Here is a 25796-nt window from a genome sequence, read left to right as displayed (position 1 = left end):
GGATCATTCGATCGTTGTCGTCTGTTGACAGGAGTGTAGAGATGGCCGACGTGGTCCTGTTCCACCATCTGCGCGGGCTCACCGACGGGCTGCGCGGGTTCGCCGAACAGCTGCGGGCGGGCGGGCACACCGTGCACGCCCCCGACCTGTTCGACGGTGAACTCCCGGCGACCCTCGACGAGGGCTTCGCGCTCACGAAGAGCATCGGGCGCGAGGTGCTGGGCGAGCGCGCCGACCGGGCCGTGGCCGAGCTGCCCGACGGGCTGGTGTACGCGGGCTTCTCCTGGGGCGCCGCCACCGCCCAGCGGCTCGCCCAGACCCGGCCCGGCGCCCGTGGCGCGCTGCTCTACGAATCCTGCCTGCCCGTCACCGGCGAGTGGGCCGTCGGCCCCTGGCCCGCCGGGGTTCCGGTGCAGATCCACGGCATGGACGCCGACCCGTTCTTCGCCCTGGAGGGCGACATCGAAGCCGCCCGCGAGCTGGTCGGCATCGTCGGCCCCGACCTCGGCGAGCTGTTCGTCTACCCGGGCGACCAGCACCTGTTCACCGACAGCACGCTGCCGTCGTACGACGCGGAGGCCACGGCACTGGTGCTGCGGCGCTCGCGGGAGTTCCTCGACCGGCTGGGGTGAACCGGCGCTCCGTGCCGACCCTCACCCCCGCGCCGCCTGAACGGCGGCGTACGCGTCGACCAGGCCGGCGCCGGTGATGTTCCGGTCGCCCCCGCAGGTCTGCGTCCGGGTGGCGTACGTGGCCACGGCCGGGGTCGCGGTGTCCCGGAGGATCTGCCGGGTGCGGGGCAGGTCGCCGACCAGCGCCGGGTTGGCCGACCACATCAGCGCCACCACGCCGGCCACCTGCGGCGTCGCCATCGAGGTGCCGCTCAGGACGGCGTACCCGCCGCCCGGCATCGCCGACAGCACCTCGTCGCCCGGCGCGACCAGGTCCGGCTTGGCCGCCCCCGGCACCGGTCCCCGCGACGAGAACAGGGTGACCTTACGCTGCCGGTCCACCGCGCCGACGGTCAGCACGTCCGCGTACGGGGCGGGCGGGTCGTCGATCGAGCGGCAGTACGGCCCGGTGTTGCCGGCCGCTGCCACCACCATGACGCCGGCAGCGTCCAGGGCGGCGGTGGCCGGCCCGAGCACGCCCGGGTCGCAGCCTTCGAGCGCCGGGCAGCCCCACGAGTTGGTGAGGATGTCCGGCGCGCGCGCCGGGCGCCCGTCGGTGAACGGGTCCCCGCCCGCCGGGAAGGGCGCCAGCATGAACTGGAGGCAGTCCAGGTAGTACGCGGGGTTGCCGAGGTTGCGGTCCAGGTTGACGCAGCCGGCCCACCGGGCGCCCGGGGCGACCCCGATGCCGCCCCGGCCCACCGCGCTGCCCGCCGTGTGGGTGCCGTGCCCGCCCTGGTCGGTCGGCGCCCGGGTGCCGTTCCACGGGTCGTGCCAGGAGTCGTCGCCGCCCCGGAAGCCGCCCGCCAGCGCGGGGTGCCCACCGTCCACGCCCGAGTCCGAGCTGCCCACCACGATCCCGGAGCCGTCCACCCCGAGCTGGGACCAGACCCGGTCCGCACCGAGCATCCGGACGTTCCACTCGGGGCCGGCGGGCGCGGGCGCGGTGCCGCGACTGCGGCCGGCCGGCGCGGGCAGCGGTCGTACCCGCTGGCTGACCAGCACCCGGGCGACCTCCGGCCGGCGCGACAGCCAGGCCCGCACCGCCGGCCCGCCGTCCACCTCGACGGCGTTGACGAGGTAGTAGGGGGTGTGGTCGAGCCGCAGCCGCCGCAGGTCCCGGCGCAGGTCGGCCTGGGTCCGCTCGGCCGTCGCGACCAGCCGCCGGTGGACCTCGGCGACCCGGGCGTCCCGGCCGGCCCGACCGGTCGTCCCCGGGACGCCGGCGAGGTCGGCCTGCTCGCGGAGCACCACGAACAGCCGCTCGCCGTGCAGGCCGGGCTGCCCCACGCCGACGGCCACCACGCCGACCGCCAGCAGCAGGGCGGCGGCGGTCACCCCGGCCATCCGCCGGCTCGGCCGCCGGCCCCGGCCCAGCAGCACGCCGTACGTCACGGCGAGGACGGCCGCGACGGCGAGCCCGGCGCCGGCGGCGGCGGCCACCCAGAACGGCACGTCGCGGGTGCTGGCCAGGAGGAGGGTGATCTCCTCGGGGTCGGTGAAGGCCAGCGGGCCGAGCACGCCGAGCCCCACCAGCCAACGGACCGCGGGCCGCAGGGCACCTGTCCCCGGTCGCCCGGCCGGCTCCCGGCCGTCAGCGCCGGCGGGACCGGCGGGGAGCGGACCGGAGGGGCCGGCCGGAGCGGCACCCGGGGAGCCGACGGGGGCGGCGTCCGGCGGGCCGGCCGGGTCCGGGCGGCGGGCCGCCGCGTGCAGGGCCGCCAGCGCGAAGCCGGCCGGCGGCAGGGTCAGCAGCAGGGGAAGCTGGGCCCCGGACTGGCCGACCCCGGCGGCGAGCAGCAGCAGCGTGACCCCGGCGACCAGGCCGCCGACCAGCACCAACCGGGCCGGTCGGGGCGGTTCGCCGACGGTGAAGCGAGACCAGAAGGCGTCGTCCAGCAGCGCCCCGGCCAGCACGCCCAGCGCGGCGGCGGCGACCCCGGCGAGCACCGTCTCCAGCAGCCCACCGAGGGCGCCCAGCCAGACCCAGGGCAGCAGCAGCGCCAGCCCGCCGGTCACCCCGAGCAGCGTGGCGGCCGACGCGGGCGCCCGGCGCGGGGCGGCCGAGGCGGGCACCCGGGGGGTCGCGACCGCCGCGCGCCGGGCCAGCACCCGCAGGACGAGGGCGGCCAGGGCGGCCGTGGCGGCGAGCGCGGCGAGGTACGCCTCGTGGTGCACCGGCGGGAGCGCCCGGAGCAGCCCCAGCGCGCCGAGCGCGAGCGCCGCCGCCAGCCAGGTCCGGCCGGTGGTGCGGACCGCCGCCGAGCGGGGCAGCAGGGCCAGCGTCAGCGCGGGCGCCCCGACCAGCAGCACGGTGAACAGCACCGTCGCCGGCCAGAGCCAGACCACGCGGTCCAGCCCGGAGGCCAGCAGGACCTGGTCGGCCAGCCAGCCGCCGAGCTGGCCGACGACGACGAGCCCGACCGTCCAGCAGCCCGTCACCGCCGCCGCCACCACCGCCCAGGGGCTCGGCGGGCCCGGCGTGGCCAAGGGCCTTGGAACGGGTTGACCAGCGGGGAACGGGGGGCCGACCTCCATCCTGCGACAGTACGGCGCGGACGGGCTGTCCCGCCGGGTGGCGGCGACGGTTACCGTGGACGGGTGCGTGACCCCAACGTGTCCCGAACGACGGCCGGCCAGCTCTCCCCCGAGCGCCGGGCCGCCGACCTGCGCCGCCTGCGCGCCGAACGCTTCGACGTGCTGGTCATCGGCGGTGGCGCGACCGGGGCGGGTGCCGCCCTGGACGCCGCCTCGCGAGGGCTGAAGGTGGCCCTGGTGGAGGCGCGCGACTACGCCGCCGGCACCTCCAGCCGCTCCAGCAAGCTCATCCACGGGGGCCTGCGCTACCTGGAGCAGTTGGAGTTCCACCTGGTGCACGAGGCGCTCACCGAGCGCGGGCTGCTCGCCACCCGGCTGGCCCCGCACCTGGTCCGGCCGGTGCCCATCCTGGTCCCGCTGCCCGACGGGCGGGGAGTACGCGGCCTGCCGGCCCGGGTGTTCCGCCGCTCCTACTACGGCGCCGGCGTCGCGGCGTACGACGCCTTCGCCGGGGTCTTCGGCGGCGGGCGCGGCATGCCGCTGCACCGGCACCTGACCCGCGAGGGCGCCCGCCGCGTCTTCCCCAGCCTGCGCGCCGACGCGGTGGCCGGCGCGATCCGCTACTACGACGGGCAGGTCGACGACGCGCGGCTGGTGGTTACCCTGGCCCGCACGGCGGCCAGCCTCGGCGCGACCGTGGTGAACAGCACCCGGGCGGTCGGGCTCATCCGGCAGGCCCGCGAGGTCACCGGCGTCCGGGTCCGCGACCTGGAGGCACCCGCCGGCTCCCCGGACGCCGAGTTCGAGGTACGCGCCCGCACCGTCATCGCCGCCACCGGGGTGTGGAGCGACGACATGTCGCGGATGCTGAACGACGTCGGGCTGCGCCCCGGCATCCGCGTCCGGGCCTCCAAGGGCGTGCACCTGGTGGTGCCCCGCTCAGCGATCACCGGCGAGGCCGGGCTGATCCTGCGTACGGCCACCAGCGTGCTCTTCGTGATCCCGTGGGGCGGGCACTGGATCATCGGCACCACCGACACCGACTGGCGGCTGGACCGGTCCCACCCGGCGGCCTCCGCCCGGGACATCGAATACCTGCTGGAGCAGGTCAACACGGTGCTCGACCGGCCGCTCACGACGGCCGACATCGAGGGCGTCTACGCCGGGCTGCGGCCGCTGCTGGCCGGCGAGGCCGACTCCACCTCCAAGCTGTCCCGGGAGCACGCCGTCTTCGAGCCGATGCTCGGGCTGCTGCTGGTCGCCGGCGGCAAGTACACGACGTACCGGGTGATGGCCTCCGACGTGGTCGACCGGGCCGCTCACCGGCTCGGCGCCGTACGCCCCTCCCGCACCGCCGACCTGCCGCTGCTCGGCGCTGACGGCTACCCGGCGACGTGGCGGGACCGGGCGGACCTCGCCCGCCGGCACGGGATGCCGGTCGGGGTGGTCGAGCACCTGCTGGAGCGCTACGGCACCCTCACCCGCGACCTGCTCGCGCTGATCGACGCGGACCCGCTGCTGGCGTCCCCGCTGGCCGGCGCACCGGAGTACCTGGCCGCCGAGGTGACGTACGCGGCCCGGGCCGAGGGGGCGCTGCACCTGGAGGACGTGCTCACCCGGCGGACCCGGATCTCCTTCGAGACGGCGCACCGGGGCCTGGAGTCGGCGGGCCACGCGGCCGAGCTGATGGGCGCGGTGCTCGGCTGGGACGAGGCCACCCGGGCCCGCGAGGTGGAGCACTACCGCGCCCGGGTGGAGGCGGAACGCGAGTCCCAGCTGATGCCCGACGACGCCACCGCCGACGCCGCCCGGCTCGGCGCGCCCGACGTACGGGGCTTCGCGGCGGACCGCGGCGCGGACGACGACCAGGCCGAACTGCCGTCCTCGTCCCGCTGACGGCCCGGCCCCGGTCACCCCTACATTCGCCCGCCCCACCCCGGAGAGCGGTTACGGCCCTCACCCACTGTGGGATAGGTTCCGGCCCGTGCCCTCCGCTTCCTGGTCGCGTCCGGTCCGCGTGTCCGTCGCGGCCCTGATGGCCGCCGCCCTCGCCGGCTGCTCGCTGCCCGGAAACGCCGACGACGGCCCCGCGCCGGGTCCGGCCGGCACCGGGCTGTCGCAGCCGGGGCCCGGCGGCGCGGCGACCGCCGGAAGGGGCGAGGTCAGCCTCCTCCAGCGGGTCGGCACGGACGGGCCGCTGCGCACGCTCAACGTGGAACCGGACGGCAGGTGGGAGTGTGTCGACTGCGCCGGCGACGGCGTGACGTCGACCGGGGTGCTCGGCCCGGAACACGTCGCCCGGCTCCAGGAGCTGCTCGCCGACCCGGGGCTGGCGAAGGAGACCGACCAGGTCCGGCGCTACCAGGTCACCTGCATCGACGCGCTGACCTCCAGCCTGCTCACCTCGACCGGCCTGGTCACGTCGCAGGACTGCCCGGGCGAGGAGCACCCGCCCATCGCCAACGAGATCCTGCTGCTGCTCACCCAGGCCACCCCGGCCGAGATGACCGCCTGACGGCCGCGCCCCCGGCGGAGGCCCGCCCGGGACCGGCGCCACCGGCGTCCGGACCGCGGCCGGCGGAAGGCCGTCGCGCCGGGCCCGTCAGAGGACCTTGCCGGGGTTGAGCAGGCCGGCCGGGTCGAGGGCGGCCTTGATCGCCTGGTGCACCCGCAGGCTCACCGGGCCGATCTCGCGGGCGAGCCAGTCGCGCTTGAGCAGGCCCACGCCGTGCTCGCCGGTGCAGGTGCCGCCCAGTTCGAGGCCGAGGCGCATGATCTCGTCGAACGCGCGCCGGCCGCGTTCGAGGCTCGCCGGGTCGGCCCGGTCCACCACGATGTTCGGGTGCATGTTGCCGTCGCCGGCGTGGCCGACCACGCCGATCGGCACGTCGCACTCCGCCGCGATCCGGGCCACCCCGTCGAGCAGCGCCGCCAGCGCGCCCCGGGGGACCGCCACGTCGTCGATGACCAGGCCGCCGTTGCCGCCCGGGTAGGTCTCCGCCGCGAACTTCTCCATCGCCGGGTGCGCGAGCCGGCGCGCCTGCAACAGGGCCGCCGCCTCCACGGCGTCGGTGGCCGCGTAGACCTCGTCGGCGCCGGCCGCCTCGCAGACCGCGGCCAGGCCGGCCAGGTCGTCGGCCGCGCGGGAGCCGGTGTCGGCGGCGGCCAGCAGCAGCGCCTGGGCGTCCGTCCGCAGCCCCATCGGCCGGTACGCCTCGATCGCCCGCAGGTGCGTCCGGTCGAGCAGCTCCAGCAGGCTGGGGGAGAGCCCCCGGGCAGCGATCCCGGCCACGGCCGCGCCGGCGGCGGCGGTGGTCGGGAAGACCGCCACCATGGTCAGCGACTCCGCCGGGGCGGGCCGCAGCGCCACCGTCACCTCCGTGATCACGCCGAGGGTGCCCTCGGAACCCACGAAGAGCCGGGTGAGGTCGTACCCGGCCACCCCCTTGGCGGTACGCCGGCCGGTGCGCAGCACCTCGCCGGAGGCGAGCACCACCTCCAGGCCCAGCACGTACTCGGTGGTGACGCCGTACTTGACGCAGCACATGCCGCCGGCGTTGGTGGCGACGTTCCCGCCGATCGTGGACGACTCCCACGAGCCCGGGTCGGGCGGGTACCAGAGCCCCTGCTCCGTCACGGCGGCGGCGAGCGTCGCGTTGACCACGCCGGGCTGCACCACCGCGATCCGGTTCACCGGGTCGATCTCCAGCACGGCGTCCATCGCGACCATGCTGACCACCATCGCGCCGTCGACGGCGTTGGCCGCGCCGGCCAGCCCCGTGCGCGCCCCCTGCGGCACCACCGGTACGCCGTGCCGCGCGGCCGCCCGCAGCGCGGCGGCCACCTGCGCGGTGGTGCGGGGACGGACCACGACCAGGGGCGTAGCGGCGGCGCAGAGGTCGGCCTCGTCCCGCTCGTGCATCCGCAACAGGTCCGGGTCGGTCAGGACGGCGTCGTCGCCGAGCGCCGCCCGCAGATCGTCGAGGAGGGGGGATCCGGCCATGTCGCCGAGGCTACGGTCGGTCCCGCGCGATCACCAACCGGTCCCCGCTGCGGGGTACCTTGGCCGACATGCTCTACCTGGACCGGCCCGCCTGGCCGTGGCGGGGGCGGCTCTGGTCCCACCTGATCAGCGACGTCTCCCCCGCTGAGCTGCACGCCTTCGCCGAGATGCTGGGCGCGCCCCGCCGGGGGTTCGACCGGGACCACTACGACATCCCGGCCGACCGGTTCGCGATGGCGGTCTGGCTGGGCGCCCGGGTGGTGCCGAGCCGGGAGCTGGTGCGCCTGCTCCGGCAGGCCGGGCTGCGCCGCCCCAAGCACCTGGCCCGCCCGCGTGGGGTGCGGGTGGGGGCGGAGGGCTAGCGGAGCGTGGACAGCTCGCGGGTCAGGTTGGCACGGGCCCGGGGCTCCCAGCGCCGTGCCAGCGGCGGCAGCCGGAACAGCGCCGGCAGGGCGAGCAGCCCGGCGAGCACCCGGGCGCGGCCGACCCGGAAGTCGGCCTCGGGCACGTGCGCGTACTCCCGGCGGATCGCGGCGGCGTAGCGGTCGTACGCCTCGGGCGGCGTCGCCAGGACGGCGAGGTCGGCGTCGCAGAGCAACGCACCGTCGGCGTCGCCCGGCTCCACGGCGTGGCCGGCGGTGAGCAGCACCAGCCGGCGCACCTCGGCCACGGCGTCGGCCGGCAGGCCCGCCCGGGTGAGCAGCGTCCCGGCGAGCGCCGCGCTGTCGCGCTCGTTGGCGTCGCCCCCCGCGCGCGGGTCGTAGACGGCGTCGTGGCACCAGGCCGCGAGGCGCACCAGGTCCGGCCGCCCGGCGACCGGCGCGTGGGCGTCGACCACGTCGAGGACGGCCGTCAGGTGGTCGGCGTCGTGGTAGTGCCGGTGCGGCTCGTGCCAGCGGGCCAGCAGGTCCTCGCCGACCCGGCTCAGCTCCGCCGCGTCGGTCATTCCGGCGCCCCGGGCCGCGGCCCGCCACCGGTCGAGAAGGTCGACCACCCGGCCGAGTCTGCCCTACCGCCGTCGCCGGCGAGGATTCACCCGGCGCGGCACGGGTAGTCCCCGCCATGGCCGTGGCCCGGGACCGTCGACCCTCACTGGTGCGACGCGCCATACTGCGCGACCGGGCGACGGACGTCGACGGCGCCCGGATCGCCGAGGTGGCGGAGCGCCTGCGGCACCGCGGCAAGGCCACCCTGCACGACCGCCTGCACCGGCTGCGGATGGCGATGGGCCTCGCCGTGCAGGCCGGCCTCGCCGCCGGACTGTCCTGGCTGGCGGCGCACGAGCTGCTCGGCAACCCGCAGCCGGTCTTCGCGCCGATCTCCGCGGTCGGCACCCTCGCCGCCTCGGTCGGCCAGCGGTTCCGCCGCACGGTGGAGTTGATCGTCGGAGTGGCGATCGGGGTCGCCGTCGGCGACTTCCTCATCTACCTGCTCGGCACCGGCCCGTGGCAGCTCGGGCTGGTGGTCACCCTGGCCATCATGCTGACCATCTTCGCGGGCGCCAGCGTGGCCATCGTCATCCAGGCGGCGGCCACGGCGGTGCTGATCGTCACGCTCAGCCCGTCGACCGAGAACCTGGAGATCCCCCGGTTCATCGACGCGTTCATCGGTGGCGGCATCGCGCTGCTGGTCACCGCGATCCTGCTGCCGCTCAATCCGCTGCGGGTCATCAACCGGGCCGCCCGGCCAGCCCTGGACCTGCTCGCCGCCCAGCTCGACGTGACCGCGGAGGCCCTGCGGGACCGGGACCGGGGCAAGGCCCAGCGGGCCCTGGACCGGCTCCGCAACAACCAGGAGGAGATGGCCACCTTCACCGAGGCCATCGAGGGGGCGAAGGAGACCACCACGCTCTCGCCCGCCCGGTGGCACCGGCGGGACGAGCTCACCCACTACGCCGAGGCCGCCGACCCGATCGACCGGGCGATGCGCAACGCCGGCACGCTGACCCGGCGCGCGGTGACCCTGATCGAGGACGAGGAGCCCATCCCGGAGACGATGCCGGACGCGGTGGCCCATCTCGCCGAGTCGGTACGCCTGCTCAAGCACGAGTTCGCCGTGGGCGAGGAGCCCGAGCAGGCCCGGGAGCGGGCGCTGCGCGCGGTCAGCGAGGCCGGCCGGGCGTACGCCGAAGGGGTCGGCTTCTCCGGCAGCGTGGTGATCGCGCAGGTGCGGACCACCGCCAGCGACCTGATGGTGGCCTCCGGCATCAGCCAGGAGGAGGCGAACCGCGGGGTCCGGCAGTCCTTCGGCGACCCGGACCGGCCGGGCGGCGAGGGGGAGCGGGACGAAGCCCCGAAGCCGCCCGCCGCCCCGCCGCTCGGCTGACCCGCACCCCCGTCGACCCGCCCAGGCCGCGGGGCGTGGGCGGATGCCCCACCCCGTCGACCCGGTCAGGCCCGCAGGGCGCGGGCCAGGCGGCGGACGGCCTCGTCCATGAGGTCGGACGGGGCGGCGGCGTAGGTGAGGCGGAGGTGGGGGGCCGGGGGCTCGGCGGCGTACCAGGGGCGGCCGGGGAGGACGACGACGCCTTCGGCGGCCGCGGCGGCGGCCAGCGCGACGTCGTCGGTGCCCTCCGGCAGGCGTACCCAGAGGTGCATGCCGCCGCGCGGGACCGGCTGCCGGGCCAGTTCCGGCAGGTGCCGGCGGAGCGCGGTCAGCAGCGCCTCGCGGCGGGTCCGCAGCGCGGTGCGCAGGGCGCGGCGGTGACGCGCCCAGGCCGGGGTGGTGACGAACTCGATCGTGGCCTGTTGCAGTGGCCCGGCGACGAAGAAGTCGTCGAGCAGCCGGGCCGCCCGCAGCCGGGCGCCGGCGGGACCGCGGGCGCCGATCGCGGCGACGCGCAACCCGGGAGCGGTCGACTTGGTCAGCGACCGCAGGTAGACGACGTGCCCGTCGGGGTCGTCGGCGGCCAGCGGTGGCGGGGCCTGGCCGTCGATGGTGAGGTCGCGGGCGTAGTCGTCCTCGATGAGGAACGCCCCGGCGTCGCGTACGGCCTCGGCGACCCGGGCCCGGCGGTCCTCCGCGAGCGTCGCGCCGTGCGGGTTGGCGTACAGCGGCTGGCAGTAGAACAGCCGGGCGCCGGTGCGGGCGAACGCGGCGGCGAGCTGGTCGGGGCGTACCCCGTCGGCGTCGGCGGGCACGGGCACCACCCGGAGGCCGGCCGCCCGGGCGGCGGCCAGCGCGCCCAGGTAGGTCGGCGACTCGACGAGCAGGGTGTCGCCGGGCGCGGCGAGCGCCCGCAGCGCGGACGACAGGGCGGCCTGTCCGCCCGGGCAGACCACCATGTCCTCGGCGCGCAGCCCGGCCCCGGCCTCGCGGGCGAACCAGGCGCGCAGGTCTTCACGCCCCTCGGCCGGCCCGCGCTGCCAGGACGCGGGCTGCCGGGCGGCGCGGCTGAGCGCGGCCCCGAGCGCGGCGGCGGGTTGCAGCTCCCCGTCCAGGTAGCCCCCGGACAGCGGGATCGCTCCGGCGGGCGGTAACGCCAGTAGCGCCTGCATCTCGTCCTCGCCCGGCCGGCGGGGGCCGAGCGCCACGGTCTGCCACGACAGGTCGGGGGCGCGCCACTCGCGAGGCGGGGCGGCCACGAAGGTGCCCCTGCCGGCTCGCGTCTCGACCAGTCCCTGGGCCACGAGCTGGCGGATGGCCTCGGCGACGGTGACCGGGGAGGCCTGGTGCCGGGCCGTCAGCTCGCGCACCGAGGGCAGCCGCGTGCCGGGATCCGCGGCAGCCGCGAGCCCGCGCAGGTCTTGGACGACGCGGTCGGCTGCGTTACCGTCATTCATGAACGGGAACAGTAGCGCTACTGTCAGGACCACGGTAACGGCGGACCGGACGGTCGGTCTCGCCCTCGGCGCGCTGGGCGTGCTCGCCTTCAGCATGTCGCTGCCCGCGACCCGCGTCGCCGTGCAACAGCTCGACCCGTGGTTCGTCGCCTTCGGCCGGGCCGTCGGCGCGGCGCTGCTGGCCTGGGCGTACCTGCGATCCACCCGCGCCCCGCGGCCCACGCGTGGTCAGTGGCGGCGGCTGACGGTCGTCGCCCTCGGCGTCGTCGTCGGTTTCCCGCTGTTCACCTCGCTGGCGCTCAGCACCCAGACCTCCGCGCACGGCGCGGTCGTCATCACCGTGCTGCCCGCCATGACCGCCGTGTTCGCGGTGCTGCGGGCCGGCGAGCGACCGCCGCCGCTGTTCTGGGCCGCCAGCGCCGGCGGGCTGCTGGCGGTGCTCACCTTCCTCGGCGCCAGCGGCGCGGTACGCGGGGCCCTCGCCCCACCCGACCTGTTCCTGCTCGCGGCGGTCGTGCTCTGCGGCCTGGGGTACGCCGAGGGCGGCGCGCTCGCCCGCGAGCTGGGCGGCGCCCGGACGATCTGCTGGGCGTTGCTGCTCTCGCTGCCCGTCACCGTGCCCGTCATGGTCGTCGCCGCCGTGGCCGCCCCGCCGCGCGCCGACCCCGTCGCCTGGTCGGCGTTCGGCTACCTCACCGTGGTCTCGATGTTCCTGGGCTTCTTCGCCTGGTACGCGGGCCTGGCCCGGGGCGGCATCGCGCAGGTCGGGCAGATCCAGCTCGCCCAGCCGGTGCTCACCCTGGCCTGGTCGGCGCTGCTGCTCGGCGAGGCCGTCACCGGTGCCTCGATCGCGGCGGCGGTGGCCGTGCTGGCGTGTGTGGTGCTGATCCAGCGCACCCGCGACCGCGCGCCGGCACCCGCGGTGGGCAAGGCCTGACGGGAGACGCGGCCAGTCCCGGGGCGGTGCGGGGCCCGTGCCGTCCCGCCGGCCCGGGGGAGCGGGCCGGCGGGCGCTCCCGGGTCGGTCAGGCCAGCGCGGCGAGGGCGGCGAGCAGCCGGTCCACGTGCCCGGTCGTGCTGCCCAGGCCGATGCTGGCGCGCAGGGCGGTCGGCGGCAGGTCCCGCTGGCCGGCGCGGGCGGCCGCCTCGTCGAGCAGCCGCCGGGCCAGCGGGTGGGCGCAGAACAGGCCGTCGCGCACCCCGATGTCGTACGTCGTCGCGAGTTCCGCCGCCACCTCCGTCGAGTCCCGGCCGGCCACCACGAACGACACGATCCCCACCCGGGGCGCCGCCGGCCCGAACATGCGCAGCTCCAGCACGTGCGGCAGGGCCGCGAGGCCTTCGCGCAGCCGGGTCAGCAGAGCCTGCTCGGCGTCGTGCAGGGCGGCCCGGTCCGCGTCGGCCAGCGCGGTGCAGACCGCCGCCAGGGCGACCGCGCCGAGCAGGTTCGGGGTGCCCGCCTCGTGCCGGGCCGGGCCGGTCGCCCACCGTACGTCGTGGGTGGCCGCCCCGACGTGGCTGGTGGCGCCCCCGCCGGCCAGGTACGGCGGCGCGGCGTCCAGCCAGTCCGCGCGCCCGACGAGCACGCCCGCGCCGAAGGGGGCGTACAGCTTGTGGCCGGAGAGCGTGAGGTAGTCGACGTCGAGGGCGGCGACGTCCACCGGCGCGTGCGGGGCGAGCTGCGCGGCGTCCACCGCGATCCGGGCGCCGTGCCGCCGGGCCACCCGGGCCAGCTCGGCCACCGGCCAGCGCTCACCGGTCACGTTGCTCGCTGCGGTCACCGCCACCAGCACGGGCGGGCCCTGCTGCGCGCCGCGGGGGCCCGACGGGGCCTGCCTGCGCAGCTCGCCGAGCGCCGCGTCGAGCGCGCGGACCGCCCCGGCGGGATCCGGGGGCACCGGCAGCCGCACCGAGCCACGCGGCCAGGGCAGCAGGTTGGCGTGGTGCTCCCCGCCGAAGGTGACCACCGTCGTGCCGGCGGGCAGCGCCCGGGCCAGCAGGTTCAGCGCGTCGGTGGTGTTGCGGGTGAAGACCACGTGGTCGTCGGCGCGGGCGCCGAGGAAGTCGCCGACCGTCTGCCGGGCGCGCTCGTAGGCGAGGGTGCAGCGCCGCGACAGCGCCCCGGCGCCGCGGTGCACGCTGGCGTACCAGGGCAGCAGCTCGGCCACCGCGTCGGCCGCGGCCCGCGCGCAGGGTGCGGTGGCCGCGTAGTCGAGGTTCACCTGGCCGGCTACGCCGAGCACGTCGAGCGGGTCGGCGACGGCGGGCGGCTGCGGCGCGGGCGGGGGTACGAGGGTGACGGTCATGGCCGACCTCCGGGTCCAGGGACCCCGGGTGGGCGCACACGGGCGGGGTCCGCGCTTGCCCGGCACGCGATCGGGCCGGGCCCGGTCATCACCCGGGGCACCCCACCGCGAACTCGACGAGGGTTGCCGGCCAGCAAGCCGGGGCTTGACGCTGGCGCTCGTGACCTGCCGGCAGCATAGCCGGGTGAATGCGGCCGGACCAGGCGGCCGGGGATGGCTACGCTGACCGCATGGCCGACACCCCGCCCGGCGCACCCCTGCCGCCGTCGCCGACCGCGCCCGCCGTCCCGCCGCCGGGCGGGGCCGGGCCCCGGATGCCGTTACGCGGGCTCGACTGGCGTCGGATCCTGGTACTGGTCGGGGCCGTTCTGTTCATCGCGGCCTGCGCGGTGTACATGGTCTTCGAACTCGGTTTCAATCTCGGCGTCGAGGCGCTGCTGATCGGGCTGGTCGCCGCGCTCCTCCCGGTTCCGGTCCTGGTGGCCTGTTTCCTCTGGCTGGACCGCTACGAACCGGAGCCCCTGAAGTACCTGATCTTCTGCTTCGCCTGGGGCGCGTTCGTCTCCACCGCCGCCTCCTACAAGGTCAACAACTTCTCCGCCGGGCTCTTCGAGGACTGGGGGCTGCCGACCGCGCTGACCGCGGTGCTGGTCGCGCCGTTCATCGAGGAGTTGACCAAGGCGCTCGGGCCGATCCTGCTGCTGATCTTCCGCCGGCGGGAGATCTCGGGCATCACTGACGCCCTGGTCTACTGCGGGCTCTCCGCCGTCGGTTTCGCCATGGTGGAGAACATCCTCTACCTGGGCGGCCACGGCTATGCCAGCGGAGTGGAGCGGTACGGGCCGGCGACCGGCACCCAGCAGGTGATCGCCATCTTCATCGTCCGGATCCTGCTCTTCGGCTTCGCCCACCCGCTCTTCACCTCCATGACGGGGGTGGGGCTGGGCATCGCCGCGCGCACCGCCAGCCGGTGGGTCCGGGTGCTAGCCCCGCTCGCCGGGCTGCTGCTGGCGATGATGCTGCACGGGCTGTGGAACCTGCTGCCGACGCTCACCCAGGCCACCGGCCAGACGTTGATCATGCTGTACGGCTTCATCGGCGTGATGGTGCCGGTCTTCTTCGCCATGGTCGGGCTCGCCCTGTGGCTCCGGGCCTGGGAGGGGCGGCTCACCGAGCGGACGCTGCCGGACTACGTGCGGGCGGGCTGGCTGACCCCGCCGGAGGTGGCGGCGCTGAGCAGCCTGGGGCGGCGGCACGCGGCCCGGGTGTGGGCCAAGCGGGTGGCCGGCGACGGCGGGCTGAGGGCGATGCGCGGCTACCAGTTCGCGGCGACCCGGCTGGCGCTGCTGCGCGACGGCGCACTGCGCGGCCTGGACCGGCGTCCGGCGGACCGGGAGCGGACCGCGCGGGAGGAACGGGAGCTGCTGGAGGCGATCGGCGCGTACCGGTCGTTCTTCGTGGGCCGGGACCCGCAGGTGCCGGCGGGAATCTGGGACGGGCACCGCTACCACCTGCGGTTCCCGGACGGCACGCAGCGGTCGGTCGAGGCGCCGGACGATCCCGTCGTGCCGATCCCGGTGGTGCTCGTACCGCCGCCCCCGCCGCCCCCGCCCGGCTGGTACGGCCAGCAGCCGCCGGCGCCGTGGCACCCCGGCCGCCCCTGAGCCCGGTCGTCAGGTCATCAGGCTGGTGAGGAAGTCACCGAGGCCCTGCGCCATCGCCATCAGTCCCGCCCCGATCGCCTTGAACATCTCCGCCGCGCCCTCCGGCCGGAAGGCCATGAAGTAGATCAGGAACGCGACGCTCCCCCAGAGCAGAATCTTCTTCACTAGTACCGGCATCGCGTCCCTCCCCAGGGCCGGTGATGCGGCTGGCTTCCCGGCGGGAGGCGACGCAAACGGCACCGGCGCCCTCATCCGGGCGGGTGGGGCGGGGGTGGGCTCAGAGGTAGAGGCCGGTGGAGTCGTTCTCGACCCGCTCGGCGGCCACGGCGTGCACGTCGCGTTCGCGCAGCAGCACGTACCCGCGGCCGTGCAGTTCGACCTCGGAGCGGTCGTCGGGGTCGAAGAGGACCCGGTCGCCCGAGACGATGGCGCGCACGTTCGGCCCCACGCCCACGGCCGTGGCCCAGGCCAGCCGCTTGCCCACGGCGGCGGTCGCCGGAATCACGATGCCGGCGGTCGAGCGTCGCTCACCCTCGCTCCCCTCCATCCGCACCAGCACACGGTCGTGCAGCAGGCGGATCGGCAGCTTGGAGTCGAGATTCTCGTCGGCGGTCACGCCGCAGACGCTACCGTGTCCCGGTCGGCGGGCCGTGGGCGGTTACGCGCCGGGGGCCGGGGGCAATGTGTGGCGGACCTGCCCTACGGTGGCGTCGTCGGACGTATCCTGTCCGCCCACCGGCGTGGGCGGGCCGGTCTCTTGCCAGGAGGTGCGCTTGAGCCGCTTCGAGCAGATCCGCGGACGGCTCCGTCGCGCGTACGAGTCGGGCCGGGAGACGGCGCGGGCACGCCGTACGGATCCGGTCGACGGCCCCGAGTCGGCCGGCGTGGCCTCGCCGACGTCCCCCGGCCCGGTGGCGGCGCCCTCCGCGACCGTCGTCGGCGCCCCGCCGCCCGGGGCGATGCACAACTCCACCTCCAGCCGGGACGACGCGGACGTGCCGCACGCGCTGCGGATCGCCGCCGCGTGGTCCTGGCGGCTGATCGTGATCGGCGTCGTGGCCTGGGCGCTGCTGAAGGTCGTCGGCACCGTCCGGATCGTGGTCATCCCGCTGGCCGTCGCGTTGCTGCTCTCGGCGCTGCTCGCGCCGGCGGTCGGCTGGCTGCTGCGGGCCCGCCTTCCCCGGTCCATGGCGACGGCGGTGGTGCTGGTGGGCGGCCTGGCCGCGGTGATCGGGACGCTGACCCTGGTGGTGAACGAGTTCATCCAGGGCGTGCCGGAGCTGAGCAAGAAGTCCTCCGAGGGCGTCCGGCAGATCCAGGACTGGCTGAAGACCGGCCCGCTGCACCTCTCCGACGGCCAACTCGACAACTACATCGAGGAGGGCCAGAAGTGGATCAACAACAACACCGAGAAGTTCACCAGTGGCGCCCTCTCCACGGCCGCCACGCTGGCTGAGGTGCTGACCGGCACGCTGCTGGTGCTCTTCGCCACGTTCTTCTTCCTGCGCGACGGCAACAAGATCTGGCGCTTCCTGGTCCGGCTCCTGCCGGTGGCCGCCCGCTGGAAGGTCGACGACGCCGGGCGGGCGTCCTGGGCGACGCTTGTCGCCTACGTCCGGGCGACCGTGCTTGTCGCCTTCATCGACGCGGTCGGCATCGGTGTCTTCCTGGTCATCTTCGACATCCCGTTCGCCTTCCCGCTCGCCGCGCTCGTCTTCCTCGGTGCGTTCATCCCGATCGTCGGTGCGACCCTGTCGGGCGTCGTCGCGGTCCTGGTCGCGCTTGTCGACAGCGGCCCGGTGACCGCGCTGATCATCCTCGGCGCGGTGATCGGGGTGCAGCAGGTGGAGGGGCACCTCCTCCAGCCGCTGATCATGGGCCGGGCGGTGGCCATCCACCCGCTCGCGGTCATCATCGGCATCGCGGCCGGCGTGGTCCTCGCCGGGATCACCGGCGCGCTGGTCTCGGTGCCGCTGATCGCCGTGCTCAACACGGCCGTCCGCCGGCTCGCCGCCCGCACCGTTCCGGACACCCCGCCCGACGCCGTCGTCGTCGCCTCCCAGGCGCCCTGACGGGTCAGACCTTGGCGAGGCGGTCGAGGGCGCCCCGGGCGACCTCCGGCCGGGTGGTGTACCAGAACGGCGGCAGCGACCGGCGCAGGAACGGCCCGTAGCCCCGGGCCGTCTCCAGGCGCGAGTCGAGGACCGCCACCACGCCCTTGTCGCCCGTCGACCGGATCAGCCGCCCCACCCCCTGGGCCAGCCGGATCGCGGCGATCGGCACGCTGACCGCCGCGAAGCCCGACCCCCCGCCGGCGTCCACCGCCGCGGCCCGCGCCGCCGCCAGCGGCTCGTCCGGCCGGGGGAAGGGCAGCCGGTCGATGACCACCAGCTGGCAGGAGTCGCCCGGCACGTCGACGCCCTGCCAGAGCGACATCACCCCGAACAGGCAGCTGGACTTCTCCTCCCGGAACCGGCGTACCAGCAGCGGCAGCGCCTCCTCACCCTGGAGCAGGACCGGCAGGTCGGTCCGCGCGCGCAGCAGCTCCGCCGCCTGCTGCGCGGCCCGCCGGGAGGAGAAGAGGCCGAGGGTACGCCCGCCGAGCGCGGTGACCAGCTCGAGCAACTCCTCGCCGGCCGCGTCGGGCAGCCCGGAGACGCTGGGCCGGGGCAGGTGCGCGGCGACGTACAGGATGCCCTGCCGGGGGTAGTCGAACGGCGAGCCGACGTCGAGGGAGCGCCAGCCCGGCCCCGAGGTGGCCGGCGCCCCCGCCGTGCCGGTCGCCGTACCGACCCCGGTCGCTCCGCTGCCCTCCGCCGGGCCGGTGCCGCCGGTGCGCCCGGCCGACCGGGCGGCCATGGCGGCGGCGGCCGGTGACGGCGGGTCGGCCGGGGGCGCCTCCAGGCCCAGCGCCCGGGCCACCGTGTCGAACCGGCCGCCCAGCGTCAGCGTCGCCGAGGTGGCGACGACCGTGCGCTCCTCGTACAGGTGGGTGGCGAGCGTGCCGGCGACCGAGAGCGGCGCGACCACCAGCGCCCGGCGACCGGTGTTGTCGTTCTTCTCCACCCAGGCGACGTCGTGGTCGGCCTCCTCCAGCAGCCGCTGCGCGGTGGCCGAGAGCTCGTCGAGCACCGCCTTGGCCTGCTGCTTGCGTACCGGGTCCGGGTCGTCGGACTTGACGTCGCCGATCGCGTCGAGCGCCGCCCGGGTGGCCGCGTCGAGCAGGGTGCACGCCTCGCGCAGCGGGGACGGCAGCCCCGAGGTGATCCGCCCGGCCGGCGCCTCGGCCAGCCCGACGGCCAGGGCGTCGCCGGCCGCGGTCAGCGACTCGGCGACGTCCGGCCGCAGCAGCGGGCGGGCCCGCTTCGCGGAGCGGTCGATCAGCTCCGGCACCAGCTCGGCCTGCGCGGCGGAGGAGACCCGGTCGGCCAGCTCGTGCGCCTCGTCGACGATGAGCAGCTTGTGCGGCGGCACGATGTGCCGGCCGGCCAGCATGTCCACCGCGAGCAGGCTGTGGTTGGTGACCACGATGTCGGCCTCCCGGGCGCGGGCCCGGGACGCCTCGGCGAAGCACTCCGCGCCGAACGGGCAGCGGGACGCGCCCACGCACTCCCGGGCCGGCATGGAGACCAGCCGCCAGGCCTGGTCGTCGACGCCCGGGTCCAGCTCGTCCCGGTCGCCGGTGTCGGTCTTCTCCGCCCAGTCGCGCAGCCGCTGCACCTGCTTGCCGAGCCGACCCGCCTCGCCGAGCCACTTCGTGCCGCCGCTGGGGCGCGCCGCCGGGGCGTCGAAGAGGGTGTCCTCCGGCTCGTCCTCCGTGGAGTTGTCCAGCCGGGCCAGGCAGAGGTAGTGGTGCCGCCCCTTCAGCACCGCGAAGGTGGGCCGCCGGCCGAGCACCGGCTCCACGGCGTCGGCGAGCCGGGGCAGGTCGTGGTCGACCAGCTGGGACTGCAACGCCAGGGTGGCCGTGGAGACCACCACCGGGCCGTCCACGGTCAGCGCGGGCGTCAGGTAGGCCAGCGACTTGCCGGTGCCCGTGCCGGCCTGCACCAGCAGGTGCTCCCGCGCCTGCACGCACTCCTCGATGGCGGTCGCCATCTGCTGCTGGCCGGGGCGCGCCGCCCCGCCCGGCACCGCGCCGACCGCGGCGGCGAGCAGCTCCACCCCGCTCGGCCGGGTGCCCCGCCGCCGGCCTCCGGTGCGGGGCGAGGGGGCGGCGGAACCGGTGGCGAGGCGCGGAGTCACCGTGCGACGGTACCCGCCGTCCCCGACACCGGCCGCGCCGATCCGGGCGTGGCGTCGTCACGGTACGGTCTCCCACCGACCGCGTCCGGTTACTTCCGTGCGGCGACGGATGGGCGGTATCGGTTAGGGTGCGACTCATGCCGAGCGACGTGGTCCGCGTGATCTACCGCAAGTACGACGGCAGCGCCCACCGCGACTACCCGGCCCGCCGGCTGGCCGAGGACGAGCTCGGCGTCTGGCTCGGCGTGACCGAGGGCACGAAGTCCGTCTACCACGGCCGGCCGTCGGTGGAGCAGATCCCGTTCGTCCTCCTGGTGCCGCACCACGCCTGGTGGACCGGCATGTTCAACCCGCCGCCACGGACCAGCGAGGTCTACTGCGACATCGCCAGCCCGGCCCGCTGGGAGAACGACGACACGGTCCACCTCATCGACCTCGACCTCGACGTGGTGCGCCGCCGGAGCACCGGCCTGGTGGAGCTGCGCGACGAGGACGAGTTCGCCGAGCACCGGGCCCGCTTCGGCTACCCGGACGACGTCGTGGCGCAGGCCGAGGCGGCGGCCCGGTGGCTGCTCGGGGCACTGGGCGACGGCACCGAGCCGTTCGCCACGTCGTACCGCAAGTGGCTGGCCCTGGTGGTCTGACCCGCCGGCACCGGCCCCGGGCCGTCACCAGCGCGGCGGCCAGCCGTCCTCCTCCGCCAGCGGCGGCAGGTCGCCCAGCTTCTCCGGATTCAGCTGGTGGAAGACCCCGGTCACCCGGCCCCCGTCCACCGTGAGGGCGGCCACCACCCGCAGCGGCCGCCCGTCCGAGTGCCGGGTCTCCAGGTGCAGGCCCTCGACGCCGTCGACGAGCACCCGACGGGAGCGCAGCGTCCCGCCGTAGCGCCCGGCACGCCCGAACAGGCCCAGGAGGAAGCGGGCCACCGCGTCGGCCCCGAGCACCGGCCGCCGGGCCGCCGGGAAGTGGCCGCCGCTGTCGCCGACGGCGACCACGTCCGGGGCGAGCACCCGCACCAGCGCGGCAAGGTCGCCCGACTCGACGGCGGTCACGAAGGCGGCGAGCACGTGACGCTGCTCGACCGCGTCGGCGGTGTGTCGGGGCGCGTCGGGCGCGTGCACCGCCCGGCGGGCCCGGGAGGCGAGCTGGCGGGCGGCGGCGTCGGTCGTACCGAGCACCTCGGCGATCTGGGCGAACGGCACGGCGAAGACGTCGTGCAGCACGAAGGCCACCCGCTGCTCCGGCGCGAGGCGTTCCAGCACCACCAGCAGGGCGGTGCCGACCTGATCGGCGCGGACCGCCCGCTCCGCGGGGTCGGGCGCGAAGCCGTCGGGGCGCGGGCCCTGGTCGAGCGGTGTCACCACCGGCTCCGGCAGCCACTGGCCGGGGTACGCCTCCCGCCGTACCCGCGCCGAGCGGAGCACATCGAGGCAGATCCGGGCGCAGGTGGTGGTCAGCCAGGCGCCGAGGTGCCGGATCTCGGCGCGGGCCGCCGGGTCGGCGAGCGCGGCGGCGTACCGCAGCCAGGTCTCCTGCACGGCGTCCTCGGCCTCGCTGCGGCTGCCCAGCATCCGGTGCGCCACCCCCAGCAGCCGCCCCCGCTCGGCCTCGAACTCCGCCACCATCTCCCGCACGGTGCCCCCGCTCCACTGCCGGGGCGCGTACCGCCCCGCCCGCCCGCGATTCTCCCGCCCCGACCCCGGCACCCCCAAGACCGCCGTCGATCATGCAGTCGTGGCGCCCCGCGTAACGGACCAAGCAGGCGATTCCGCCCACAACAGGTGCATGATCGGCGGCTCATGGGGCGGGCCGGAGGCGGAGGCTGGGGTCTGGGTTGGCGGGCGGGTGGGGCGGATGTGGGTGATGATCCGGTGATGCGAGGGGTCGAGGGAAGCGGCGTGGGCCGCGATGCCGTGGGTCGGGCCGACGTCGTCGTGGGGCCGGTCGGAGGGACGATGCGGGAGCTGCTCCGGGTGGCGCCCGGCGGGGCGGTCGATCTCGGGGCGGTCGATCCCCGGTCGACGCCCGGGCTGCCGGGGCGGGAGGTGACCGGCCCGCAGCGCAAGGAGTGGGCCCGTGGCCAGCTCACGCTGATCGGCGCGGAACTGGGCAGGCAGCAGGAGATGCTCTTCGCCGAGGCCAAGGCCCGGCAGTCGGCGGCTGGTGGCGTCGACCGGGCCGGTGGGGCGGGCGGGCGCCGGGTGCTGCTGGTGCTCCAGGCGATGGACAGCGGGGGCAAGGACGGCACCGTCAAGCGCGTGGCCGGCGCGATGAACCCGCTGGGCCTGCACGTCCGCTCGTTCGGCCCGCCCACTCCCGAGGAGTTGCGGCACGACTTCCTGTGGCGGATCCGGCGGGCGCTGCCGCCGCCCGGGTACGTCGGGGTCTTCAACCGCTCGCACTACGAGGACGTGCTCGTGGCGCGCGTCGAGTCGCTGGTGCCCGAGTCGATCTGGCAGGCCCGGTACGACGAGATCAACGCCTTCGAGCGGGAGCAGGCCGACGCCGGGGTGGCCCTGGTGAAGGTGTTCCTGCACATCTCGTACGCCGAGCAGGGCCGGCGGCTGCTGGAGCGGCTGGACGAGCCGCGCAAGCACTGGAAGTACGACCCCTCGGACGTCGACGCCCGCGCCCGCTGGGACGACTACCAGGCCGCGTACGCCGAAGCCCTGGGCCGGTGCGGCACGGACGCCGCGCCCTGGTACGTGGTGCCGGCGGACCGCAAGTGGTACCGCGACTGGGCCGTCGCGCACCTGCTCCGCGAGACGTTCGACACCCTCGATCTCGGGTATCCGCCTGCCGGTTTCGACGTCCGGCGCGAACGGGAGCGGCTGCTGGGATCGGAGAGAACGGCGTAGGTGAACAGCAGGTGAACGACCGGTGAATGTGGCCTGACCTGGGGGAGGCCGCGCGATTCCCGGTTCCGTCGTTTTCTAGCATTCCCAGGCGGGCACCCTCCGGGCGGCCGTCACCCTTCCACCGACACGACGAGGTCCGTGCTGTGAAGTTTTCCTTCCGCCCGAACGAGGGCGCCTTCTACGAGCTCTTCACCAGGGCCGCGCAGAACCTGGTGAAGGGCACCGAGCTGCTCAACGAGCTGGCCCTGCCCGGGGTGGAGGTGCAGTCGGTCAGCGAGCGGCTCACCGAGGTGGAGCACGACAGCGACCAGATCACCCACGAGCTGTACAAGAAGATCAACTCGACCTTCATCACGCCGTTCGACCGGGAGGACATCTACCGGCTCGGGTCGCTGCTCGACGACGTGATGGACCACCTCGAAGCGGTCGGCAACCTGCTCTACCTCTACGGCCTGACCAAGCTCCCCTCGCTGCCGCGCGAGATGCACGAGATGGTCAACGTCCTGGACGCGCAGGCGAAGCTGACCGCCGACGCGATGCCGCGCCTGAGGTCGATGAAGGATCTCGAGGACTACTGGATCGAGTGCAACCGGCTGGAGAACGACGGCGACCAGGTGTACCGGATGCTGCTGGTCCGCCTCTTCTCCGGCGAGTACGACGCGCTGACCGTGCTGAAGATGAAGGAGGTCGCCGACGAGCTGGAGGCCGCCTGCGACGCCTTCGAGCACGTGGCCAACACCGTCGAGACCATCGCGGTCAAGGAGTCCTGATCCTGTGAGTCCCGAACTCATCGCCGTGCTGGCGGTGATCGCGGTGGCGTTGGCGTTCGACTACACCAACGGCTTCCACGACGCCGCCAACGCGATCGCGACCAGCATCTCCACCCGGGCGCTCACACCCCGGGTGGCCCTGGCCATGGCGGCGGTCGGCAACTTCATCGGCGCCCACTTCGGCGCCGAGGTCGCCAAGACCGTCGGCAGCGGGCTGGTGAAACTACCCACCGGCACGGCGAGCCTCGGCATCGTCTTCGCCGGCGTGATCGGCGCGATCGTGTGGAACCTGGTCACCTGGTACTTCGGCCTGCCGTCGTCCTCGTCGCACGCGCTGATCGGCGGCCTGGTCGGCTCGACCGTCGCCGCGTCCGGCACGGTCCTCTGGACCGGCATCGGGGAGAGCGTGATCATCCCGATGGTCCTCTCGCCGATGGTCGGCTTCGTGCTCGGCTACATCGTCATGATCGCCGTGCAGTGGATCTTCCGGAAGGGGCACCCGGGCCGGCTCAACCGCGGCTTCCGCTGGGCGCAGACCGCGTCCGCCGCCGCCATGTCGGTCGGCCACGGCATGCAGGACGCCGCCAAGACCATCGGCATCGTGGTGCTCGCCCTCTACGTCGGCGGCTACCAGGACGACCCCAGCTTCATCCCGGAGTGGGCGTTCTGGACGTCGGCCGCCGTGCTGGCCGCCGGCACGTACGCCGGTGGTTGGCGGATCATCCGGACCCTGGGTCGTAAGATCATCGACCTCCGGCCGCCGGAGGGCTTCGCCGCCGAGACCGTCGCCAGCGGGGTGCTCTACTTCAACGCGCTGGTCCTCGGCGCGCCGATCTCGACGACCCACACGATCACCTCGGCGATCATGGGCGTCGGCGCCACCAAGCGGCTCTCCGCCGTCCGGTGGGGCGTGGCCGGCAACATCGTCGGGGCGTGGATCCTCACCTTCCCGGCCGCCGGCTCGATCGGCGCCCTGATGTACTTCCTGGTCCGCCCGCTCTTCAGCTGAGGCTGAGCGGCCGACAGGTGAAGGAAGGGCCCCTTGCCAACGCTGTGCGTTGGCAAGGGGCCCTTCCTCACACCTCAGGTGTAGGAGACGCCGATCTGGGCCCGGATGGTGTCGAGGAGCGCCATCACCTCCAGCGTGGCGGCGTGGGGGACCAGAGGGCTCTCCAGCAGTCCCTCGGCGAGGCAGCGCTGGACCTCGGCGGCCTCGTACTGGTAGCCGCCGCCGACCAGCTCACCGGTGATCGTCTCCGGCTCGGCGCCGGCCCGGTGCAGGGTCACCGAGCCGGGGCGGAAGAACAGCTCGGGCAGGTCGATCCGCCCGGCGGTGCCGGTGACGGCGGCGGTCACCGGGGTCGCCCCGACCAGGCCGCAGGTCAGCGTGGCCACCGCCCCCGAGTCGTAGCCGAGGACGATCCCGGTGTTCTCGTCGACCCGCTCGGGGCTGAGCTTCGCCCAGGACCGGACGTGATCGGGCACGCCGAGCAGCAGGTGGGCCAGGCTGACCGGATAGACGCCGAGGTCGAGCAGGGCGCCGCCGCCCAGCGTACGGGCCCGCAGCCGGTGCTCCGGCGGGAACGGCCCCGCCAACCCGAAGTCGGCCCGCACGTTCGTCACCGTGCCGATCGCCCCGTCCGCGACCAGCTCGCAGATCCGGCGGATCAGTGGATTCGTCCGCATCCACATGGCCTCCATGAGGAAGACCCCGGCCGCGCGGGCGGTGTCGACCAGCTCGACGCTGGTCGCCAGGTCGAGGGTGAACGGCTTCTCCAGCAGCACCGCGCGCGCGGCCGTGAGGCAGGTCATGGCCGCCTGGTGGTGCGCGGCGTGCGGGGTGGCGACGTAGACGACGTCCAGCTCGTCGTCCGCGGCGAGTTCCGCCCAGGAGGCGTACGCGCGCGGCACGCCGTGCCGGGCCGCGAACCGTTGCGCGCTCTCGGCGGTACGTGAGCCGACCGCCACCAGTTCGGCGCCCGGCACCAGCCGGAGGTCCTCGGCGAAGCGGGCGGCGATCTGGCCGGTGGACAGGATGCCCCAACGAGTCATGGCGGCCACGCTAGCGAAGATCACCGGACGTCGGCGTGGTCATCCACCCGTCGGGAACTAGGCTCGGCGCATGACGATCGACGCCGACGGCTTCCCCGCACCCCCGGCGCTCGTGGCGCACGCCCGCCGGTTCCACGCCGAGGGCGGCACCCCGGCCCCGCCCCGGGTCGCGGCGACCGTCCTGCTGCTCCGGCCCGCCGGCGACGACTTCGAGGTCTACCTGATCCGGCGGGTCGCCGCGATGGCCTTCGGCGGCATGTACGCCTTCCCCGGCGGCGGGGTCGACCCCTCGGACTCGCAGGCGCACCTGGACTGGGCCGGCCCGACGCCGGCCGGCTGGGGCGAGCGGCTGGGACTGACGCCGGAGGCCGCGCAGGCGGTCGTCTGCGCCGCGGCCCGGGAGGTCTTCGAGGAGGCCGGGGTCCTGCTCGCGGGCCCCGACACGCAGACCGTGGTCGGCGACGTGAGCGGCGACGACTGGGAGGCCGACCGGGTGGCGCTGGAGCAGCGCCGGGGCGGCTTCGCGGACCTGCTCGCCCGGCGCGGGCTCACTCTCCGGTCGGACCTGCTGCTGCCGTGGAGCCGGTGGATCACGCCGGAGTTCGAGCCGCGCCGCTTCGACACGTACTTCTTCGTAGCCCTGCTGCCGGAGGGGCAGCGGACCCGGGACGTCTCCGGGGAGGCCGACCACACCCTGTGGGCCCGCCCGGCGGACGCCCTGGCCCGGGCGGAGGCCGGCGAGCTGACCATGCTCCCGCCCACCCTGGTGAACCTGGCCCAGGTGGCGGCCGGCGGCGACCTGGCCGGCGTCGCCCGCGCGGCGGCGACCCGGGACGCGTCGACCCCGGTCACTCCGCGCCTCGACGTGCCCGACGACGGCGAGCCCCGCTTCGTGCTGGCCTGACCC

Annotated in this window: 22 protein-coding genes, 2 pseudogenes and 1 riboswitch; of the genes and pseudogenes, 13 read left to right on the top strand and 11 right to left on the bottom strand. The window is 75.5% G+C overall.

Going from position 1 to position 25796, the window contains the following annotated elements; genetic code table 11:
* Positions 1-41 precede the first annotated feature (41 nt).
* On the top strand, positions 42-632 hold the full coding sequence (locus tag ACGFNF_RS08915) for a dienelactone hydrolase family protein (RefSeq protein ID WP_393166728.1): 591 nt from the start codon (positions 42-44) through the stop codon (positions 630-632).
* A gap of 21 nt (positions 633-653) precedes the next feature.
* On the opposite strand, the gene ACGFNF_RS08910 is transcribed toward ACGFNF_RS08915, so the two are convergent.
* The gene (locus tag ACGFNF_RS08910) at positions 654-3209 is read right to left on the bottom strand and encodes a S8 family serine peptidase (protein WP_393166726.1); all 2556 of its coding nucleotides are present in this window, start codon (positions 3207-3209) and stop codon (positions 654-656) included.
* Positions 3210-3287: 78 nt separating this feature from the next.
* On the opposite strand from ACGFNF_RS08910, the gene ACGFNF_RS08905 reads away from it, so the two are divergent.
* Positions 3288-5105, top strand: coding sequence for a glycerol-3-phosphate dehydrogenase/oxidase (locus ACGFNF_RS08905; RefSeq protein ID WP_393166886.1), 1818 nt, complete (start codon positions 3288-3290; stop codon positions 5103-5105).
* Between the two features lie 88 nt (positions 5106-5193).
* On the top strand, positions 5194-5724 hold the full coding sequence (locus tag ACGFNF_RS08900; protein ID WP_393166724.1) for a hypothetical protein: 531 nt from the start codon (positions 5194-5196) through the stop codon (positions 5722-5724).
* Positions 5725-5811: 87 nt separating this feature from the next.
* Here ACGFNF_RS08900 and ACGFNF_RS08895 read toward each other — a convergent pair whose 3' ends face one another.
* A complete protein-coding gene (locus ACGFNF_RS08895; protein WP_393166722.1) occupies positions 5812-7212 on the bottom strand; it encodes an FAD-binding oxidoreductase in 1401 nt (466 codons plus the stop codon).
* A gap of 68 nt (positions 7213-7280) precedes the next feature.
* Here ACGFNF_RS08895 and ACGFNF_RS08890 point away from each other — a divergent pair, with 68 nt between their 5' ends.
* Complete coding sequence (locus ACGFNF_RS08890; RefSeq protein WP_357578706.1) at positions 7281-7574, top strand: DUF4031 domain-containing protein; 294 nt, start codon at positions 7281-7283, stop codon at positions 7572-7574.
* Here ACGFNF_RS08890 and ACGFNF_RS08885 read toward each other — a convergent pair.
* Positions 7571-8206, bottom strand: coding sequence for a metal-dependent phosphohydrolase (locus ACGFNF_RS08885; protein WP_393166720.1), 636 nt, complete (start codon positions 8204-8206; stop codon positions 7571-7573). The genes ACGFNF_RS08890 and ACGFNF_RS08885 overlap by 4 nt on opposite strands.
* Positions 8207-8280: 74 nt before the next feature.
* Here ACGFNF_RS08885 and ACGFNF_RS08880 point away from each other — a divergent pair, with 74 nt between their 5' ends.
* Positions 8281-9537 (top strand): aromatic acid exporter family protein, encoded by a 1257-nt coding sequence (locus ACGFNF_RS08880; RefSeq protein WP_393166883.1) that lies wholly within the window; start codon positions 8281-8283, stop codon positions 9535-9537.
* 65 nt (positions 9538-9602) lie between these two features.
* Here ACGFNF_RS08880 and ACGFNF_RS08875 read toward each other — a convergent pair whose 3' ends face one another.
* A complete protein-coding gene (locus ACGFNF_RS08875; RefSeq protein ID WP_393166718.1) occupies positions 9603-10994 on the bottom strand; it encodes a PLP-dependent aminotransferase family protein in 1392 nt (463 codons plus the stop codon).
* Here ACGFNF_RS08875 and ACGFNF_RS08870 point away from each other — a divergent pair.
* Positions 10993-11931 (top strand): DMT family transporter, encoded by a 939-nt coding sequence (locus tag ACGFNF_RS08870; RefSeq protein WP_393166716.1) that lies wholly within the window; start codon positions 10993-10995, stop codon positions 11929-11931. The genes ACGFNF_RS08875 and ACGFNF_RS08870 overlap by 2 nt on opposite strands.
* Positions 11932-12019: 88 nt before the next feature.
* On the opposite strand, the gene ACGFNF_RS08865 is transcribed toward ACGFNF_RS08870, so the two are convergent.
* Positions 12020-13300 carry an aminotransferase class V-fold PLP-dependent enzyme gene (locus tag ACGFNF_RS08865; RefSeq protein ID WP_393166714.1) on the bottom strand — a complete coding sequence of 427 codons (1281 nt, stop codon included), beginning with the start codon at positions 13298-13300 and terminating at the stop codon, positions 12020-12022.
* Between the two features lie 46 nt (positions 13301-13346).
* Positions 13347-13466: riboswitch (SAM riboswitch) on the bottom strand.
* Between the two features lie 22 nt (positions 13467-13488).
* On the opposite strand from ACGFNF_RS08865, the gene ACGFNF_RS08860 reads away from it, so the two are divergent.
* Positions 13489-14964, top strand: a complete 1476-nt coding sequence (locus ACGFNF_RS08860; RefSeq protein WP_357578701.1) for a PrsW family intramembrane metalloprotease — start codon at positions 13489-13491, stop codon at positions 14962-14964.
* A 9-nt stretch (positions 14965-14973) separates the two neighbouring features.
* Here the strand turns inward: ACGFNF_RS08860 and ACGFNF_RS08855 are convergent, their stop codons facing one another.
* Positions 14974-15141, bottom strand: coding sequence for a hypothetical protein (locus ACGFNF_RS08855; protein ID WP_165947924.1), 168 nt, complete (start codon positions 15139-15141; stop codon positions 14974-14976).
* 100 nt (positions 15142-15241) lie between these two features.
* Complete coding sequence (locus tag ACGFNF_RS08850; RefSeq protein WP_151457098.1) at positions 15242-15580, bottom strand: co-chaperone GroES; 339 nt, start codon at positions 15578-15580, stop codon at positions 15242-15244.
* Between the two features lie 88 nt (positions 15581-15668).
* On the opposite strand from ACGFNF_RS08850, the gene ACGFNF_RS08845 reads away from it, so the two are divergent.
* Entirely contained in the window at positions 15669-17036 is a 1368-nt protein-coding gene (locus ACGFNF_RS08845) for an AI-2E family transporter (RefSeq protein WP_393166712.1), read from the top strand.
* A 4-nt stretch (positions 17037-17040) separates the two neighbouring features.
* Here the strand turns inward: ACGFNF_RS08845 and ACGFNF_RS08840 are convergent.
* Both ACGFNF_RS08840 and ACGFNF_RS08835 read right to left on the bottom strand, forming a co-directional pair.
* Positions 17041-17736 (bottom strand): annotated as a pseudogene (locus ACGFNF_RS08840) (ATP-dependent DNA helicase); the annotation flags it as partial.
* A gap of 120 nt (positions 17737-17856) precedes the next feature.
* A pseudogene (locus tag ACGFNF_RS08835) lies at positions 17857-19277 on the bottom strand (ATP-dependent DNA helicase); the annotation flags it as partial.
* A gap of 69 nt (positions 19278-19346) precedes the next feature.
* Here ACGFNF_RS08835 and ACGFNF_RS08830 point away from each other — a divergent pair.
* A complete protein-coding gene (locus ACGFNF_RS08830; RefSeq protein WP_357578699.1) occupies positions 19347-19853 on the top strand; it encodes a DUF402 domain-containing protein in 507 nt (168 codons plus the stop codon).
* Between the two features lie 24 nt (positions 19854-19877).
* Here the strand turns inward: ACGFNF_RS08830 and sigJ are convergent, their stop codons facing one another.
* Complete coding sequence (sigJ, locus tag ACGFNF_RS08825; protein WP_393166710.1) at positions 19878-20834, bottom strand: RNA polymerase sigma factor SigJ; 957 nt, start codon at positions 20832-20834, stop codon at positions 19878-19880.
* A 330-nt stretch (positions 20835-21164) separates the two neighbouring features.
* Between sigJ and ACGFNF_RS08820 the strand changes: the two genes are divergently transcribed.
* The 3 genes from ACGFNF_RS08820 to ACGFNF_RS08810 all read left to right on the top strand — a co-directional run bounded on the left by ACGFNF_RS08820 (position 21165) and on the right by ACGFNF_RS08810 (position 23846).
* Entirely contained in the window at positions 21165-22067 is a 903-nt protein-coding gene (locus ACGFNF_RS08820; protein WP_393166708.1) for a PPK2 family polyphosphate kinase, read from the top strand.
* Positions 22068-22210: 143 nt separating this feature from the next.
* Positions 22211-22837: a DUF47 family protein gene (locus ACGFNF_RS08815; RefSeq protein ID WP_132239991.1), complete on the top strand. Its 627-nt coding sequence runs from the start codon at positions 22211-22213 to the stop codon at positions 22835-22837.
* 4 nt (positions 22838-22841) lie between these two features.
* Positions 22842-23846: an inorganic phosphate transporter gene (locus tag ACGFNF_RS08810; RefSeq protein WP_132239992.1), complete on the top strand. Its 1005-nt coding sequence runs from the start codon at positions 22842-22844 to the stop codon at positions 23844-23846.
* A gap of 74 nt (positions 23847-23920) precedes the next feature.
* Here ACGFNF_RS08810 and ACGFNF_RS08805 read toward each other — a convergent pair whose 3' ends face one another.
* Positions 23921-24889 carry a Gfo/Idh/MocA family protein gene (locus ACGFNF_RS08805; RefSeq protein WP_393166705.1) on the bottom strand — a complete coding sequence of 323 codons (969 nt, stop codon included), beginning with the start codon at positions 24887-24889 and terminating at the stop codon, positions 23921-23923.
* A 70-nt stretch (positions 24890-24959) separates the two neighbouring features.
* Here ACGFNF_RS08805 and ACGFNF_RS08800 point away from each other — a divergent pair, with 70 nt between their 5' ends.
* Positions 24960-25793 (top strand): NUDIX domain-containing protein, encoded by an 834-nt coding sequence (locus ACGFNF_RS08800; protein WP_151452958.1) that lies wholly within the window; start codon positions 24960-24962, stop codon positions 25791-25793.
* The last annotated feature ends 3 nt before the right edge of the window (positions 25794-25796 follow it).

Origin of the sequence: Micromonospora sp. NPDC048868 (assembly GCF_043198195.1) — a bacterium.
GTDB lineage: Bacteria > Actinomycetota > Actinomycetes > Mycobacteriales > Micromonosporaceae > Micromonospora > Micromonospora reichwaldensis.
The sequence above is the reverse complement of the archived record's forward strand: the minus strand, read 5'-3'. Positions and strand labels throughout refer to the sequence as shown.

Bases quoted from the DNA above. Each gene is read 5' to 3' on its own strand.
- ACGFNF_RS08915 (WP_393166728.1), top strand. From the start codon at position 42: ATGGCCGACGTGGTCCTGTTCCACCATCTGCGCGGGCTCACCGACGGG.
- ACGFNF_RS08910 (WP_393166726.1), bottom strand. From the start codon at position 3,209: ATGGAGGTCGGCCCCCCGTTCCCCGCTGGTCAACCCGTTCCAAGGCCC.
- ACGFNF_RS08895 (WP_393166722.1), bottom strand. From the start codon at position 7,212: ATGGCCGGATCCCCCCTCCTCGACGATCTGCGGGCGGCGCTCGGCGAC.
- ACGFNF_RS08890 (WP_357578706.1), top strand. From the start codon at position 7,281: ATGCTCTACCTGGACCGGCCCGCCTGGCCGTGGCGGGGGCGGCTCTGG.
- ACGFNF_RS08870 (WP_393166716.1), top strand. From the start codon at position 10,993: ATGAACGGGAACAGTAGCGCTACTGTCAGGACCACGGTAACGGCGGAC.
- ACGFNF_RS08875 (WP_393166718.1), bottom strand. From the start codon at position 10,994: ATGAATGACGGTAACGCAGCCGACCGCGTCGTCCAAGACCTGCGCGGG.
- ACGFNF_RS08865 (WP_393166714.1), bottom strand. From the start codon at position 13,300: ATGACCGTCACCCTCGTACCCCCGCCCGCGCCGCAGCCGCCCGCCGTC.
- ACGFNF_RS08860 (WP_357578701.1), top strand. From the start codon at position 13,489: ATGCGGCCGGACCAGGCGGCCGGGGATGGCTACGCTGACCGCATGGCC.
- ACGFNF_RS08855 (WP_165947924.1), bottom strand. From the start codon at position 15,141: ATGCCGGTACTAGTGAAGAAGATTCTGCTCTGGGGGAGCGTCGCGTTC.
- ACGFNF_RS08830 (WP_357578699.1), top strand. From the start codon at position 19,347: ATGCCGAGCGACGTGGTCCGCGTGATCTACCGCAAGTACGACGGCAGC.
- sigJ (WP_393166710.1), bottom strand. From the start codon at position 20,834: ATGGTGGCGGAGTTCGAGGCCGAGCGGGGGCGGCTGCTGGGGGTGGCG.
- ACGFNF_RS08820 (WP_393166708.1), top strand. From the start codon at position 21,165: ATGCGGGAGCTGCTCCGGGTGGCGCCCGGCGGGGCGGTCGATCTCGGG.
- ACGFNF_RS08805 (WP_393166705.1), bottom strand. From the start codon at position 24,889: ATGACTCGTTGGGGCATCCTGTCCACCGGCCAGATCGCCGCCCGCTTC.
- ACGFNF_RS08800 (WP_151452958.1), top strand. From the start codon at position 24,960: ATGACGATCGACGCCGACGGCTTCCCCGCACCCCCGGCGCTCGTGGCG.